The sequence below is a fragment of the Sphaerisporangium sp. NPDC005288 genome, from assembly GCF_040607475.1.
Taxonomy (GTDB): Bacteria; Actinomycetota; Actinomycetes; order Streptosporangiales; family Streptosporangiaceae; genus Sphaerisporangium; species Sphaerisporangium rhizosphaerae.
In genome coordinates, this window is the sequence record NZ_JBEXGT010000004.1 from 172,966 (window position 1) to 188,288 (window position 15,323).

Annotated in this window: 13 protein-coding genes; 3 read left to right on the forward strand and 10 right to left on the reverse strand. The window is 74.4% G+C overall.

All coding sequences use genetic code 11. The annotated features are described in order from the left end of the window. Positions 1-242 precede the first annotated feature (242 nt). Together ABZU32_RS05870 and ABZU32_RS05875 are read left to right on the forward strand one after the other, a co-directional pair. Complete coding sequence (locus ABZU32_RS05870; RefSeq protein WP_354848421.1) at positions 243-833, forward strand: DUF5998 family protein; 591 nt, start codon at positions 243-245, stop codon at positions 831-833. Positions 834-1,156: 323 nt separating this feature from the next. Next, positions 1,157-1,960: a sulfurtransferase gene (locus ABZU32_RS05875; RefSeq protein ID WP_354917683.1), complete on the forward strand. Its 804-nt coding sequence runs from the start codon at positions 1,157-1,159 to the stop codon at positions 1,958-1,960. 62 nt (positions 1,961-2,022) lie between these two features. Here the strand turns inward: ABZU32_RS05875 and ABZU32_RS05880 are convergent, their stop codons facing one another. The 5 genes from ABZU32_RS05880 to ABZU32_RS05900 all read right to left on the reverse strand — a co-directional run bounded on the left by ABZU32_RS05880 (position 2,023) and on the right by ABZU32_RS05900 (position 9,438). Then, the gene (locus ABZU32_RS05880; RefSeq protein ID WP_354917686.1) at positions 2,023-4,308 is read right to left on the reverse strand and encodes a polysaccharide lyase 8 family protein; all 2,286 of its coding nucleotides are present in this window, start codon (positions 4,306-4,308) and stop codon (positions 2,023-2,025) included. A gap of 208 nt (positions 4,309-4,516) precedes the next feature. Continuing rightward, on the reverse strand, positions 4,517-7,135 hold the full coding sequence (locus ABZU32_RS05885; RefSeq protein WP_354917689.1) for a CHAT domain-containing protein: 2,619 nt from the start codon (positions 7,133-7,135) through the stop codon (positions 4,517-4,519). Further along, complete coding sequence (locus tag ABZU32_RS05890; protein ID WP_354917692.1) at positions 7,132-7,824, reverse strand: hypothetical protein; 693 nt, start codon at positions 7,822-7,824, stop codon at positions 7,132-7,134. The genes ABZU32_RS05885 and ABZU32_RS05890 overlap by 4 nt, the downstream gene beginning before the upstream one ends. Further along, positions 7,821-8,366, reverse strand: a complete 546-nt coding sequence (locus ABZU32_RS05895) for a sigma-70 family RNA polymerase sigma factor (protein ID WP_354917695.1) — start codon at positions 8,364-8,366, stop codon at positions 7,821-7,823. The genes ABZU32_RS05890 and ABZU32_RS05895 overlap by 4 nt, the downstream gene beginning before the upstream one ends. A 43-nt stretch (positions 8,367-8,409) precedes the next feature. Further along, a complete protein-coding gene (locus ABZU32_RS05900; RefSeq protein ID WP_354917698.1) occupies positions 8,410-9,438 on the reverse strand; it encodes a S8/S53 family peptidase in 1,029 nt (342 codons plus the stop codon). A 203-nt stretch (positions 9,439-9,641) separates the two neighbouring features. Between ABZU32_RS05900 and ABZU32_RS05905 the strand changes: the two genes are divergently transcribed. Next, entirely contained in the window at positions 9,642-10,136 is a 495-nt protein-coding gene (locus ABZU32_RS05905; RefSeq protein WP_354917701.1) for a DUF3145 domain-containing protein, read from the forward strand. 188 nt (positions 10,137-10,324) lie between these two features. Here the strand turns inward: ABZU32_RS05905 and ABZU32_RS05910 are convergent, their stop codons facing one another. The 5 genes from ABZU32_RS05910 to ABZU32_RS05930 form a co-directional block, all read right to left on the reverse strand. Continuing rightward, the gene (locus ABZU32_RS05910) at positions 10,325-11,731 is read right to left on the reverse strand and encodes a carboxyl transferase domain-containing protein (protein WP_354918021.1); all 1,407 of its coding nucleotides are present in this window, start codon (positions 11,729-11,731) and stop codon (positions 10,325-10,327) included. A 33-nt stretch (positions 11,732-11,764) separates the two neighbouring features. After that, positions 11,765-12,997: a beta-ketoacyl-ACP synthase II gene (gene fabF / locus ABZU32_RS05915; RefSeq protein WP_354848445.1), complete on the reverse strand. Its 1,233-nt coding sequence runs from the start codon at positions 12,995-12,997 to the stop codon at positions 11,765-11,767. A 79-nt stretch (positions 12,998-13,076) separates the two neighbouring features. Next, positions 13,077-13,316 carry an acyl carrier protein gene (locus ABZU32_RS05920; RefSeq protein ID WP_347632694.1) on the reverse strand — a complete coding sequence of 80 codons (240 nt, stop codon included), beginning with the start codon at positions 13,314-13,316 and terminating at the stop codon, positions 13,077-13,079. Between the two features lie 73 nt (positions 13,317-13,389). Then, positions 13,390-14,337, reverse strand: a complete 948-nt coding sequence (locus ABZU32_RS05925) for a beta-ketoacyl-ACP synthase III (protein WP_354848785.1) — start codon at positions 14,335-14,337, stop codon at positions 13,390-13,392. A 5-nt stretch (positions 14,338-14,342) separates the two neighbouring features. After that, the gene (locus tag ABZU32_RS05930; protein WP_354917704.1) at positions 14,343-15,287 is read right to left on the reverse strand and encodes an ACP S-malonyltransferase; all 945 of its coding nucleotides are present in this window, start codon (positions 15,285-15,287) and stop codon (positions 14,343-14,345) included. Positions 15,288-15,323: the final 36 nt, after the last annotated feature.

Sequence of the window (15,323 nt, forward strand, 5' to 3'; positions counted from 1 at the left end):
CTCGTCCGGGGGCGCGGTTCCGCCGGCCGTCGCGCTGTTCGTTTCACGACCGGACGCCGCGCGAGCCACGCTCGCCCTGAGCGTAGAAGGCCGCCCGTGGAAGTGACGGCGGACGTCTGCTGTGGTGGAAGCGGCGGATGGTCGCCGATCGCGGCGCGGCGCGGGCTCTCCCAGGCCGAAGGGCGCCCAAGGTGAGCGCCCATGAGGTGAAACACCGTGCCGAGACAGGGCAGGATGGACCCATGAGGGAAACCCGAGTCTCGGCCGCTGGTTTGCGCGAGGCTATCGAACGCAGCGGTTACTACCCCGATCTCGTGGCCGACGCGGCGGAATCCGCGCTGGGTAAGGAGCAGGTGACGGCGTTCGTCGTCCACCATGAGGCCACATTCGACCCTGCGATGGAGGTCCGCAGGCATGTCACCGTCGTGATCCTCTCACCCACGCGGCTCCTGGTGTGCCACACCGACGAGCACCCGCCCGCCGATGGCATGCCCACCTCTCACGCCTCCACCACCACCGAGGCGGTGCGCCTGAGCCGCGTCCAGTCGGTGGCGGTCACTCGGGTGGTCCCCGACCCCGCGGCGTACGTGCCGGGGGTGCCGCCGACCGAGGTGACGCTCACCATCGGCTGGGGCGCCATCTCCCACGTCGATCTCGAGCCGGCCACCTGCGGAGATGAGAACTGCGAGGCCGACCACGGGTACACCGGCGCCATCACCGCCGACGACCTCTCGCTTCGCGTGAGCGAGGCCGCCGACGGACCGGAGGCCGTCGGCAACGTGCTGGCCTTCGCCAAGGCCCTGTCCGAGGCGACCGCCCGCTCGGCGAGCTGACACCCTCCGGCGCCCGCGCGGCGCCGGCCGCGCACGGCGCCGCCCGCCCGGACCGCCGGGACCACCGAGGTCCCGGCCCGTCCCGGCGGGCGGACCACCGTGACGCCTCCGTAGGGGTGCCACAGACGACACGCCGATCACCTGGTGCGGCGGACGCCCGGCGTGGTTGACTCCGGGAACGCGGGCCGGTGACCTTCTCACCACCGGTGACGGCCGCGACCAGCAGGGGGCGGGCCGGAGACCGGCCACCACACGCACACGAGAAGGAGGCAAGGGGCTACCTCCCATGGCCGACACGGCAGGGCGTCCGCCCCGGAATTCCCATGAGCCCGTTGATCAGTCCTGGTGACCTTGGCGACGCGACGATCCTCGATGTGCGGTGGCGGCTGGTAGGCGCGCCCGGCATCGACTCCTACCGCGAGGGGCACCTCCCCGGCGCGGTCTTCTGCGACCTGGACCGCGACCTCGCCGCCCCGCCCGGCGCGGGCGGCCGCCACCCGCTGCCGGACGCCGGCGCCTTCCAGGAGGCCATGCGCCGCCTCGGGGTGTCGGCCTCGCGAAGGGTCGTGGTCTACGACGAGGCCGACTCCACGGCGGCGGCCCGCGCGTGGTGGACGCTCCGCTACTTCGGGCACCCCGACGTGCGCGTGCTCGACGGCGGTTACCGCAGGTGGGCCGAGGAAGGCCACCCGGTGACCAAGGAGGAGCCGGCCGTCGAGCCCGGCGACTTCACCGCCCGTCCGGGCGGGATGCCGATGCTGGACGCCGCGCAGGCGGGCGCGCTGGCCGGGGAGGGGGTGCTGCTCGACGCCCGGGGCGCCGAGCGGTACCGCGGCGAGGTCGAACCGATCGACCCGGTCGCCGGGCACATCCCCGGCGCCGTCAGCGCGCCCACGATGGAGAACGTGGACCCGTCGGGGCGGTTCCACCCCGCCGAGTTCCTCCGCGAGCGCTTCATCTCCTTCGGGGCCCTGCCCGAGGTGCCGGTGGGCGCGTACTGCGGCTCCGGCGTCACCGCCGCCCACGAGGTGCTGGCGATGGAGATCGCGGGCGTCCACGCCGCCCTGTACGTCGGCTCCTGGTCCAACTGGGTCGCCGACTCCTCCCGCCCGGTCGAGAAAGGCTGACCGCCCGGCCCGGCGCGTCCGTACGGCGGCCCGTCCGCCGTACGGGGGCGGCGCACCGGCGGCTAGCCGAGGCGCACGGTGATCGTGTGGGAGGCGCCTTCCCGGTCCGCGAGCCGGCCGAGGCCGAGGGTGAGCGCCGCGCCGGTCCGCGCGCCGGTCACCAGCGGGTGCCCGTGGAGGATTTCCGCCACCGGGCGGCGCCAGGTGACGGTGAGTTCCGTGAGGTCCCGGCGGGGGTCGGCCACGGTGACCGTGGCCGTGCCGTCGCCGGGCTCCCTGACCAGGACGGCGCACGGCGCGGAGGCGGACAGCCCGCCCGCGGCCCCGGCGTCCCAGAAGTTGACAGCGGTGATTCCGAGCGAGGGGACGTGGACGCCCTGCAGGCGCGGGGTGTTGGCGAGCACCTGTGCCCAGCCGGGGTCGGCGGCGCGGGCCCGCGTGGTCGCGAGGCTCGCGCCCGGCAGGAGCAGGTACACGTAGCCCGCCGAGACGGGGTCCACCCCGTGGTCGAGCCACAGTGTCACGTAATCCCGTCCGGCCGGTTCGGCACCCTCGCTTCGTCGTCGCTCTCGCGCCGTGCGCAGGGGCGCGCCGCCGGGCAGCACGTAACCACCATGCCCGGTCAGATGCGCCCAGGTGGCCTCCACCATGAGCGCCGCGCCGGTGCGGCGGTTGTCGACGATCGTCTCGACCGGGACGCCGTCGCGGGAGGTGATCCCCGCGCCCAGGCACACCACGGCGTCGTCCAGGAACACCCAGGACTTGAACGCCTCCATCGTGCTCTCCAGGCCGTTCAGATGCTGGCCGACCGTGGCGTACACGCCGTCGGTCGCGCCGCCCACCCAGCGCCCCGGCGGGCAGGTGTCGCCCCATCCCTCGCCGGCGCCGTCGGCCAGCCGCCGGGTCGAGACGGTCGTGCCGGGCAGCCGATAGGGGTCCACGGTCGGCCAGAAGGAGTCGGAGTACTGGTCGCCATGACCCTCGGCCCACCAGTAGAGCATCCCCGAGCCGGTGTGCCAGCCCCGCGGGTTCTCGCCGTTGCCGTGCTCGTAGTGGCCGATGCGCGAGGAGGCCATGCTCAGCCCCGCGCACCAGCCGGGCCTGCGGTGCACCGCGCGGGCGCTCATCGCCATCAGCCGGTGCCCGACCGGCTCCGCGGCCGCCGGGACGGCGTCGTCGGCGAGGACCGCGGACAGGCGGGCGTGGAAGCCGAGGTCGACCGCCTCGGCCGTGCCGAGCATGGGCACGCAGGTGTCCCGCAGCGCCCACCCCTTCACCATGGCACGCCAGCGCGCCCGTTCGGCGGCGGAGGCGGACTCACCGAGCAGCAGGGTCGCGGCGGCGATCTCGTGCCCCCTGCCGTGGTCGCCGTACGGCCTCCTGGCGACGCCGCGTCCGCGCACCATGTCCATGCAGAAGCCGTCGTGCACCACCGGTGCGAACGAGTTCTCGACGCTGTCGAAGATCACCTGCGCGTTCGGGTCGTCGATCTCCCAGGGAGATCCACGCAGCACGGCGAACAGCGTCGCCAGGCCGGACAGCAGCGATGCCCCGTACGCGCCCTGGTAGGGGACGTAGGTGTGCTGGATGAAGGAGCCGTCCCGGTAGAACCCGTCACCGTCGCGGACGTAGGGGAAGACGGGGGACAGGGCCGAGACCGCCAGGGCCGCCTTGCGCGGGTCGGACCTCAGCATGGCGCGCAGCAGCATGACCACGCACAGGTCCACGCGGTTGGCCCCGGTGCTGGTGCCGCTGTAGGAGGCCAGACGGCGCTCGGGGACGAAGTGATCGACCGCGTCCCTCAGTGCCCTGCTCTGCGCGTCGGTGAGGTGGGGGCCGATCAGGACGGCCGCGTCCAGCAGTCGCTTCGGGACGCCGATCTGCCAGTGCCACCAGTTGCCCACCTCCTCGGCGTCCGCCGCGTACACGCGCCGCCGGTAGTGGTCGATGCCCGCCGCCACCGCGGCGGCCAGGCCGGGGTCGCCGGTCAGCCCGGTCCCCGGCAGGGCGTAGGCGCGGGCCATGGCACGCAGCCGCTCCAGGGTGGAGACGAACGACGGGAACGGCCGGTCCGGCCACACCCACGCGTCGGCGGGCGCCATGGCATCCCGGTGCCGTGCGGCCCTCGCCCCGAGGGCGGCCAGCCGGGCGCGGTACGGCTCGGCCGCGGGATCGAACCCCGTCCCGGCCGTCACCTCGCGCCACCGTCGCCGCAACCGGGCGAAATGACCGGCGAACAGAGCGGTGAGGGCGCCTTCCCCCACCGGCCCCGCCGACCCCGGGACCACGAGCCCGGCCGCGACCATCCCGCCGAGCCGAAGAAACGACCGCCTGCTCCGCCCGCCCACGCATGGATTATGACCTGATCTTTCGACCTTTACGGCCCTTCCCGGCTCGATGCCCGGCACGTGGCCCCTGTCCGGCGAGAGCCGGCGACCGTCGTCTCGACGGGCCGGGCAGGGGAGGGACGCGGCGTCCTGGAGGAAGAACGGCTTCTCGGCGGCCGTGTGGCCACAAGGGGCGGCGCCCCGGTGTCGTGCGTGTAGAGAGTGCCCCTCATCGGTCGTGCGACCGGAGGGGGTGGCCGAGGGAGCCGAAGCAGGCGAACCCGTGCACGCCGGTGCGCTCCGACGCGATGGCCAGCGCCTCGGCCGGAGCGTGCCCGCGCACCAGCAGTTCGTGCAGCAGCGTCATCAGGGTCAGCGCCTCCTCGTCGCGCACGGGGACCAGTCCGGCGATCACGCAGGCCGAGCCCTGGTCGAGGAAGGCGCCGGCCAGCCCCAGGGCGGTCCCGTCGACCGGCGCGTGGGCCATGCCCGCGTCACAGGCCGACAGCACCACCAGCCACGGCGTCCGGCGCAGTCCCAGCAGGTCGTACGCCATCAGCGCTCCGTCGTCCAGGGCGATGCGCGACAGCAGCGGGCTGCGCGCCGAGAAGAACCCGTGGGCGGCGATGTGCACGACCTCGGCCCGGCCCAGCGCGGCGAGCACGCCGGCCGTGGTGGCGGCGACGCGCACCGCCGTGGCGGCCGGGTCACCGGGCGGCCGGCGGGTCGTCGCGGTGCGGGCGGCCTCCTGGTAGGCGCGGACGACCCTCGCCGCCTCGGTGCCCGCGTGCTCCAGCCCCGGCCCGGCCACGGCCGCCACCAGCGGCGCGCCCACCACAACAGGGCCGGCGACACCGTCGGACGGTGGTACCGGCGCGGGGGACGGCCGGACGACGGAGGGCGGGGCAGGGTGGCGGGAGGTGGCCGTGAGCCAGGCGCCGGCGCTGGCGGCGACGCACAGGGCCCGGCCGTGCAACCGCGGCAGCGTCGCCCATGGGAGCGTGTGAAGCGCTCCGGTCGGCACGATCACCAGTGGGCGATCGGCGATGTCGGCGGCCAGCGGGTCCACGAGCCGTGCCGCGAGGGCCCCGGCCTCCACCGCCACCCCGGGCGTGCCGGAGCCGGTGTCGCGCAGACCGGCTCGCCGCAGGCCGTACCGCAGCCGGATCGTCGCCTCGGCGGCCTCGGTGTAGGAGCCGAGCGACCGCAGCACGCGATGTTCGGCGGTGACGACCACGGCGGCGAGCAGGTCGTCGTGGCGCACCAGTTGCACCAGCGCGGCGCCGCCCAGCGCGGCGCGCAGGTGATCGATCGGCATGGCCTCCCCGGCGTGCCCCCGGGCTACCGCGCGGCAGTGCTCGGCCCAGCCGAGGACGGTGTCCGGCCGCCCGTCACGCAGGGCCAGCGACAGGCCGAACCCGGCGAGCCGCTCGCCCGCCCGTACCGCGTGCGCCCGCACTCCGGGGTCGTTCAGCCGCTCGCTGCCCGCGGCGGCCTCCCGAAGGCCCTCGCGCAGCGCGGAGAACGCGGCCGGCGGATCGCCCCGGAGACTGTGCCGGAGCGCCACCGCATGATGGCGCACGACCCGATGCGCCCTCCCCGCCGCCGGCGCCCCGTTGATGACGAACTCCAGATCGCCCTCCACCACATCCGACACCGAACCTCCGGCGTCGGTGGGCCCGGCCGTGGTGAGCTCCGCGGCGGTGAGGCGGAGGGCGGCGGCGGGGGCGGGCCATCCGTGGGCGGCGAGCCGGGCGGCCAGGGAGCGGGCCTCCTCCGCCAGCCGTGGCGACGGCCGCTCGACGGCGATGCGCGAGCGCAGGATCACTTCCTCGGCCAGCGGGACCCAGGCGTCGCGGCCTTGGCCGTCCAGCTCGCGGGCCGCCGCTTCGGCGGCCGCCCGCGCCTGGTAGGGGTCGCCGACGAGGAGTTCGACCTGCGCCAGCAGCAACCGTGACTCGGCCAGCGCGACCAGGGCTCCGGTGGCGGCGAGGTCGGGGACGGCCTGCCTGAGCAGCGCGCGGGCCTCCCCGGGGAGATAGGCGGCCAGCAGCGCGCCCGCGAAGTCGGCGCGCATGGCGGCGAGCCGTTCGGGATATCCCGTCAGCGCGCGCTCGGCGGCCTCGTACCCGGTGAAGGCGGCCTGGACGTCCCCGCGCCGGGCGGCGACGAACGGCACGTTGGCCTCGGCGAGGGTGGCGATGTGATCGAGCCCGGCGTCCCGGGCGAGGGCCGCACAGGCGGACAGGTCGCGTGACGCCGCGTCGTAGTCTTCGAGGAAGGTGTGCGCGAGGCCCCGGTTGAGCAGCGCGCCCGCCAGGAAGCGGGGGTCGCCGGCTCCGGTGAGCCGTTCGACGGCCCGGTCGCAGTGCGCCACCGCCTCCCCGGGCCGGCCGAGGCGCACCAGGGCCACCGACCGCTGGACGCCGAGCCGCGCGGCGTCCAGGCCGCCGAGGCCGCCCTCGGCGAGGTCGGCGACGCGGAGGGCGCCGACGGGGTCGCCGAGTTCCGTGCGGACCGCGACCAGCGACATCCGCGCCTGGGCCGCGCGTCCGGGCAGGTCGCGGGCCACGCGGACCGCCTGGTCCAGATGGTCGGCGGCGGGCCGGAGGTCTCCCAGCTCGCGCGCGGCCAGGCCGAGCGCCCGGTGGGCGATCGACTCGGCCTCCCGGCAGCCCCGCGCCCTCGCCATGTCGAGAACGGCCAGCGCGTCCCGGCGCGCCCGTTCGGGGTCGGCCCCCGAACCCTCGACCGCCCGCTCGGCCGCCGCGACCAGGTGGCGGTGCTCGGGCGGCTCGGTCGAAGGGCGGCTGAGGGGGGCGGTCGTCGTCAGGGGGTCGGGGGTCATGGGCGGACGCACTGCCAGCGGGTGGCCACGGGTGGGGCGCCGGTGCGGTGGTACACGACGCTCACCCATCCGTGGGGCAGTCCTGTGGTGGCGAACTCCCCGGTCTCGGTGGGCAGGCGCATCTTGCTGACGTGGGGTGTCCTGATCTCGACGCGGCCCCCCTCGCCCGGGGCGGGGAGCACCTGGCCGGCCAGGTCGAGATGGGAGTCGCAGACCGTGATCTCGACGTCGATGGTGATCTCCTCGGCGGCGAAGCGCAGCAGGCGCGGCTCTCCCTCGGACGCGTGCCCGTCGGAACGCACCCCGGCCGGCGGCCTGGCCCGCGCGAACGGCGGCCGGGCGCCGGAGACGGGCGGCCGGGTGCCGGACGGCGGCGGCCGGGTGCCGGAGAAGGGCCCCGCGCCGAGCGGGCGGCCGAACCGGGGCGCGGACCTCCCCTCGCCGGGTGATCCTGGTGGACGGCCGTCGAGCAGGCGATGGACCTCAACCGGGGAGACGTCCCGGTGCGGCGGCGAGACCTCGGCCTCGGGCCCGGGTGGCGAGTCGTGGAGTGGGACCAGGTCGGCGATGACGGCGTCGGGCAGGCGCAGGGCGTGGACGGCCTGAGCGTCGGTGATGACATGGGCCGGGACGGGATCGGCGCCGGCCGCCAGACGAAGGGCGGCCAGCAGGTGGTCGTCGTCGGTCATCGCTGGTCCTCCACGAGTGATCTCAGGCGCTTGAGGCAGCGGATGCGGGTGGGGCCGATGCTGCCGATGGGCATGCCCAGCCGCCGGGACAGCTGGGCGTAGCTGGCGTCGGGCGCCAGGACGATCAACCGCACCAGGGCGCCGCACGGCCGGGGCAGGGTGTCGACGGCCGCCCAGAGCCGCCGTCCCTGGTCGTCGCTGAGCAACGCCGCGACCGGATCGCCGCCGCAGGAGTCCGGCGGGTCGGCGCCGCTGGGGGGCGGCAGGTCGGTGGGCAGGCCGGAGGGCCGGGCGCCCGCCCGCGCGCGCCCGATGCGCATGGCCTCGTGCCGGGTGGTGGTGATCAGCCAGCCGCCGACGCGCTCGGGGTCGCGGATGGTGTGCCCGCTCTCGAGCAGGCGCAGCCAGGCGGCCTGGACGGCGTCGCCCGCGTCGGCGGGGTCGAGCCCGGTGGCCCGGGCCACGGCCCACATGCGGTGCCCGAAGCGGGAGACCAGGTCGCGCCAGGCCGTCTCGTCGAGGAGGTCGAGGTCGTATGGCATGGGAACACTTCACGTGATGGGGGAATCGCACTCGGTGATCAGACTAGCGAGGACCGGCGACGTGGACCCCGAGATCGGGAAATCGGGTGCCGGTCGCGTGCAGGACCTGGTGTGCCGCCTCGCCGGGCGGCACGCGGCGTGCGGCGGCGGCGATGGCCCCGCCCACGACGGCGGCCGCGAACGACGTGCCACTCCACATGGCATAGCCGTCGAATGGGTGAAAGTCCACGAAACTGCTGGTCAAGGCCTCGCCACGCGCGCACGCGTCCACCCAGGGGCCGTAGGCGGAGAAGCGGGCCCGGGTGACCTCGGCCGAGTCGAGGGCGCCCACGGCGATCACTCCGGGCAGCGCGGCGGGCCAGAAGGGCCGCGCGGAGGCGGTGTTGCCCGCGCAGGCGACGACCACGGTGCCGGTGAGCGCGGCCAGGGCGCGTTCCACCAGAGGCGACGCCCGGTCGTCGTAGGTGTGGCAGCCGAAGGACAGCACCAGCACGTCGACGGGCGCCTCGCGCAGGGCGCCGAGGGCGCGCAACACGCCGGCCTCGTCGCCCACGCCGTGGCTGTCCAGAGCCCGCACGACGCGCAGCCGGATGCCCGGCGCCTGGCGCAGCAGCAGCCCCGCGATGAACGTGCCGTGCCCCGCCTGGCCGTCGAGAAGGCCGTCGCCGTCGGCGTCGAGGACCTCGCCCGGCTGGCCGGGGAACCAGTCGGCGCCGGCGAACCAGGGGTGCGGGGCGAGGCCGGTGTCCAGCACCGCGGCCGTCACCCCGGACGGCTCGCCGCCGCCCAGGGCGAGGGCGGGCGCGGGCCGCGGGGCGCCGGAGGGGCCGCCGAAGAACAGCGGCTGCCCCACGACGACATGGTTGGGCGAGGCGTCCTGCCCCCTTGCGCGCAACGAGGCGGCGATCTCGCACGGGTCAGCCCCGTGCGACAGGCGCAACAGGAACAGTCCGTCGGTGTGGTGCGCCGACTGGGCCCACCGCCCGGCGGCGTCGGGGGAGCGGGCGAGAAGCTCGCCCGGGCGGATGAAGGCGCGGCGGCCGGGGAGGTGTTCGACGGCCTGCACGTTCACGGGGGGACTCCTTATAGGGAGCGCATAGGGACGGCAATCACAGGATGCATCTTTCCCTATGCGGAGAGTTGCCAAGCGTGATTAGGTATGACCCGGCTCTGGTGCCCCGCCACGACGGACGGTAGTCTCTCCCTCAGTCACTTGTGATCATCCCAGTATGAGGACGTTGGGGAAGGCGCACCTCGTACGAAACGGGAGGTCCGGTGTCTGCTCGTGGCGTGCTGTACGTCCACTCGGCTCAGCCCGCGCTGTGCCCGCACATCGAATGGGCGGTCGCGGGTGTCCTTGGCATACCCGTCGACCTGTCGTGGACCCCGCAGCCAGCCCAGCCTGGCACTGTGCGCACACAGGCCGAGTGGGAAGGTCGTCCCGGCACGGCCGCGGCGATCACGTCGTCCCTCATGGGCTGGCAGCGCATCCGTTTTGAGATCACCGAGGATGCCTCGCCGGGCGTGGACGGCTCGCGGCATGCCTACACGCCGACGCTCGGCGCCTTCACGGCGATGATCGGCGTGTCCGGCGACATCATGGTGCCCGAGGACAGGCTGCGCAACGTGATGCTGATGGCGGCGCAGGGCCGGGTGGTCCTTGAGGAGGAGCTCGACAAGCTGCTCGGCAAACAGTGGGACGAGGAGCTCGAGCCGTTCCGGTACGCCGGCGACGGCGCCCCGGTCCGGTGGCTGCACGCGGCGGTGTGACGCGGCGGTGCCGTCCGGAGTCCCGCTGACATGGCGGGCGGCGGCGAACAGCAGGTTCGGCTGCCGCTCGGCCGGCGGGAGGCCGGCGGTGTGACGCGGCGATGTGAGAGGGTTCCGCAACCGGAACGCCGGTGCGGAACCTTCTTCGTGAGGCCCGGAGAGCCTCGGACAGCAGGAGCCGTTCCCGGCTACAGCGGGATGTTGCCGTGGGCGCCGCGTGCGGGGGTGGCCTGGGCGAGGACCCTGGCGATGGCGCCGCGGGTCTCGGCGGGCTTGATGACCTCGTCCACCACGCCGATCTGGATGGCCCGGTCGAGGCCGCCGGCGATCTTCTCGTGCTCCTCGGCGAGCCGCGCCTCCACGGCGGAGCGCTCCTCCTCGGGGGCGGCGGCGATCTCGCGCCGCTTGAGCACGCGCACGGCGGCCAGGGCCCCCATGACGGCGACCTCGGCGGTCGGCCAGGCGAACACCCTGGTGGCGCCCAGCGCCCGGGAGTTCATCGCGACGTACGCCCCGCCGTAGGCCTTGCGGGTGACCAGCGTGACCCGGGGCACCGACGCCTCGGCGAAGGCGTGCAGGAGCTTGGCGCCGCGCCGGACGACGCCGTCGTGCTCCTGGCCGACGCCGGGAAGGTAGCCGGGAACGTCCACCAGGACGACCAGCGGCACCCCGAAGGCATCGCACATGCGCACGAACCGGGCGGCCTTCTCGGCCGAGGCGGAGTCGAGGCAGCCGGCCAGCCGCATCGGGTTGTTGGCGATGACGCCGACCGTGCGGCCGCCGAGGCGCCCCAGCGTGGTGACGATGTTGGGCGCCCACTTGGGGTGCAGCTCCACCCCGGGCTCGTCCAGCAGGCCGGTGACCAGGGGGTGCACGGAGTACGCGCGGCGCGCCCGGTCGGGCAGCAGGCCGGAGAAGTCGACGTCCTGCACCGACTCGGGGCGCAGGCGGCCCTGGTGGCCGAGCAGCACGGCCAGGCGGCGTGCGTGCAGCAGGGCCTCGCCGTCGGTCTTGGTGACGACGTGGACGACGCCGCTGCGCCTGCTGTGCGGCTCGGGGCCGCCCAGGGCGGCCATGTCGATCTGCTCGCCGGTGACGCTGCGCACGACGTCGGGGCCGGTGACGAAGATGCGGCCCTGGTCGGACAGGATCACCAGGTCGGTGAGGGCCGGCCCGTAGGCGGCGCCGCCGGCGGCCGGGCCGAGCACCACGGAGATCTGCGGGACCAGTCCCGAGGCGCGGGTCATCGCGGCGAAGACCCGGCCGACGGCGTGCAGGGACTCGACGCCCTCGGCGAGCCGGGCGCCGCCGGAGTGCCACAGGCCGACGACCGGGACCCGCTCGCGGACCGCGACGTCGTAGGCGTGCACGATGTGCTCGCAACCGGCGGTGCCCATGGCACCGCCCTGGATCCGCGCGTCGCTCGCGAAGGCCACCACCGGCACGCCCTCCACGCGCCCCATGGCGGCCAGCGCGCCGCTGCGGTCGTCGTCGGGGGAGAGCGGCTGGACCGTGCCCTGGTCGAACAGGGCGGTCAGACGCGCATGCGGATCGCGAGGGTCGGCAGGCTGCTGTTCGTGAGCCTGGGCCGTCACCCCGTCGTCGAGCACGGTCACGGGCTCTCCCACTCAGGCGCTGGTGAAGGCCACGGCGACGTTGTGCCCGCCGAAGCCGAACGAGTTGTTGATCGCGGCGATCTGGCCTTCGGGGAGCTTGCGCGGCTCGCCGCGCACGATATCGACCTCGACTCCTTCGTCGAGGTCGTCGATGTTGATGGTGGGCGGGACCACGCGGTCGTACAGGGCCTTGATGGTGAAGACCGACTCGATGCCGCCGGCGCCGCCGAGCAGGTGTCCGGTGGAGGACTTGGTGGCCGTCACGAACGGGTGGTCACCGATGATCTCCTGGATGGCGACCGCCTCCACGACGTCGCCCGCGGGGGTGGAGGTGGCGTGCGCGTTGACGTGCAGGATGTCGCGTCCGGTGAGCCCGGCGTCCTCCAGCACCTTGCGGGCCGCGCTGCGGATGCCGGCGCCCGTCGGCTCGGGCTGGGCGATGTGGTGGGCGTCGGAGGAGTAGCCGACGCCGGCGGCCTCGGCGTAGATGCGCGCGCCGCGGGCCAGGGCGTGCTCCTCGGACTCAAGGACGATGATGCCCGCCCCCTCGCCCAGGACGAACCCGTCGCGGCCGGCGTCCCAGGGACGGGAGGCGTGCGAGGGGTCGTCGTTGCGCGTGGACATGGCGCGCATGGCGGCGAAGGAGGCGATGTTCAGCGGGTGGATGGCGGCCTCGGTACCGCCGGCCACGACGACGTCCGCCCGTCCCGTCCTGATCATCTCCATGGCGTAGCCGACGGACTCGGCGCCGGTGGCGCAGGCGCTCACGGTCGCGTGGACGCCGGCGGTGGCGCCGAGCTCGATGCTGATCCATCCGGCCGAGCCGTTGGGCATGAGCATGGGGACGGTGAAGGGCGACAGCCGCTGCCAGCCCTTCTCCTTGTAGGTGTCGTAGGCGGCCAGGATCGTGGTGATGCCGCCGATGCCGCTGCCGACGACGACGCCGAGCCGGTCGGGCGCGACCTTCGGCGTCCCGGCGTCCCGCCAGGCCTCGCGGGCCGCGATGAGCGCGAACTGCTCGGCACGGTCCAGGCGGCGGGCCTCGGGGCGGGGCAGCACCTCACCCGGTTCGACGGCGACCTTGGCGGCGAACTTCACCGGCAGGGTGTCGACCCAGTCCTCGGTGAGGGGCCGCACGCCGGACTGCCCGGCGAGGAGCGCCGACCAGGACGAGGCGACGTCTCCGCCGAGGGGCGTTGTCACGCCGAGCCCGGTGACAACGACACGTACTCGATCTCTGCTCACGTGGGGCGCTCCTTGTGGTTCGAGGTGAAGCGTGGGGGGCTCAGACGCCCGGTCGTGCGGCCGGACGCCTGAGGTGGATCTAGTTCTGGATGAAGTTGATGACGTCCTTGACGGTCTTGAGGTGCTTGAGCTGGTCGTCGGGGATCTCGACGCCGAACTCGTCCTGCGCGGCGACGGCGATCTCGACCATGGAGAGCGAGTCGATGTCGAGGTCGTCCACGAAGTTCTTCTCGGGGGTGACCTCGGTCGCCGGGATGCCCGTGATCTCGTTGATGATCTTGCCGAGGCCCGCGAGGATCTCCTGCTCGGTCAGTGCCATGTCGCGATTTCTCCTTGGATTCGGGTGCTTCTCTTGGTGTGTACGGCGCGCCGTGCGGGCCTTCCGTACAAGCTCAGGGGATCTCTATCACTTGGCCGGCGTAGGTCAGGCCCGCGCCGAAGCCGAGCAGCAGCGCCAGGCCGCCCGACTGGACCTCGCCGCGCTCGATCATGCGGCTCAGGGCCAGCGGGATCGAGGCCGCCGAGGTGTTGCCCGCCAGGACGATGTCCTTGGCGATGACCGCCTTGTCCGCGCCGATCTTGCGGGCGATGGCCTCGATGATGCGCAGGTTCGCCTGGTGGGGGACGAAGGCCGCCAGCTCGGAGGGGTCCACGCCGGCACGCTCACACGCCTGCCTGGCGACCGGGTGAAGCGCGGTGGTGGCCCAGCGGAACACCGTCTGGCCTTCCTGGTGGAGGAAGGAGTCGCGGTCCCTGACGATGATCGCGTCGGACTTGTCGCCGGCGCTGCCCCAGACCACCGGCCCGATGCCCGGGGTCTCGGAGGGCCCGACCACGGCCGCGCCGGCGCCGTCCGCGAAGATCACGCAGGTGGCGCGGTCGGTCCAGTCGACCCACTGGGAGAGCTTCTCGGTGCCGACGACCAGCACGTTGGTGGCAGAGCCCGCGCGGACGGCGTCGCCCGCGGCGGCCAGGGCGTAGCAGAAGCCGGCGCAGGCGGCGTTGACGTCGAAGGCGCCGGGGGAGTCGATGCCCAGGCGGTGGGCGACGCGGGCGGCGGCGTTGGGGATCTGCGCCTCGAGGGTGCAGGTGGCGACGACGACCAGGTCGATCTCGTCGGCCGACAGCCCGCTGGCGGCCAGCGCCTTGCCGCCGGCCTGCACGGCGATGTCGATGTCGGTCTCTTCGGGGCCGGCGACCCGGCGTTCCTTGATGCCGACGCGGCTCTGGATCCACTCGTCGTTGGTGTCGATGGTCTTCGCCAGGTCATCGTTGGTGACGACGCCGGCCGGCTGGTATCCGCCGAAGGCGAGCACCCTGGCGCCCGGGGCGCCTCGCATGATCCTCACTGGCCGGTCTCCTTGCTGATAAGGGCGCGTGCGGCCTCGAGGTCGCCGGGGGTCTTGAGCGCGACCGTCGCGACGCCGGGCAGCGCGCGCTTGGCCAGGCCGGTGAGCGTGCCGCCGGGCAGCAGCTCGATGACGGCGGTGACGCCGAGCCCTGCCATGGTGGCCATGCACAGGTCCCACCTGACCGGGCGGGCCACCTGGTCGACCAGCCGCCGGACGAACTCGCCGCCGCCGGCGACGGCCTGGCCGTCGGCGTTGGACAGCAGGGTCGCGCGCGGGTCGCCGGGGGTGACGCCGGCCGCCTCCGACCGCAGGTGCTCGACGGCGGGCGCCATGTGGCGGGTGTGGAACGCTCCGGCCACCGACAGCGCGCGAAGCCGCGCCCGCGCCGGAGGCTCGGCCGCGAAGGCGGCGAGCTGCTCGGTGGTGCCGGCCGCGACGATCTGCCCGGCCCCGTTGATGTTGGCCGGGGTGAGGCCGTGCCGCTCGATGGCCGCCAGGACCTCCTCCTCCGCGCCGCCGAGCACGGCCGTCATGCCCGTCTCGGTGACGGCGGCGGCCTTGGCCATCGCCTGGCCGCGCTGCGCGACCAGGCGCAGGGCCTCCTCCGGGGTGAGGACGCCGGCCAGGGCCGCGGCGGTGAACTCGCCGACGCTGTGCCCGGCGAGCACGTCCGCGGCGGGCGCCGTCCCTGCGGCGCCGTCACCCTCCGTGGCCGGCAGCACCTCGGCGACGGCGAGGCCGGCGGCCACGAGCAGGGGCTGGGCGACGGAGGTGTCGCGGATCTCCTCCGCTCCCGCCGTGGTGCCGTAGGAGATCAGGTCGAGGCCGACGACGTCCGACCACGCCGACAACCGGTCGCGCAGACCGGGGATCTCGAGCCACGGGGAAAGGAAGCCGGGAGTCTGGGCGCCTTGCCCGGGAGCGACGATGACGAGCACAAAATCCACCATGCCCTGTAGGAGTTCACCACACTG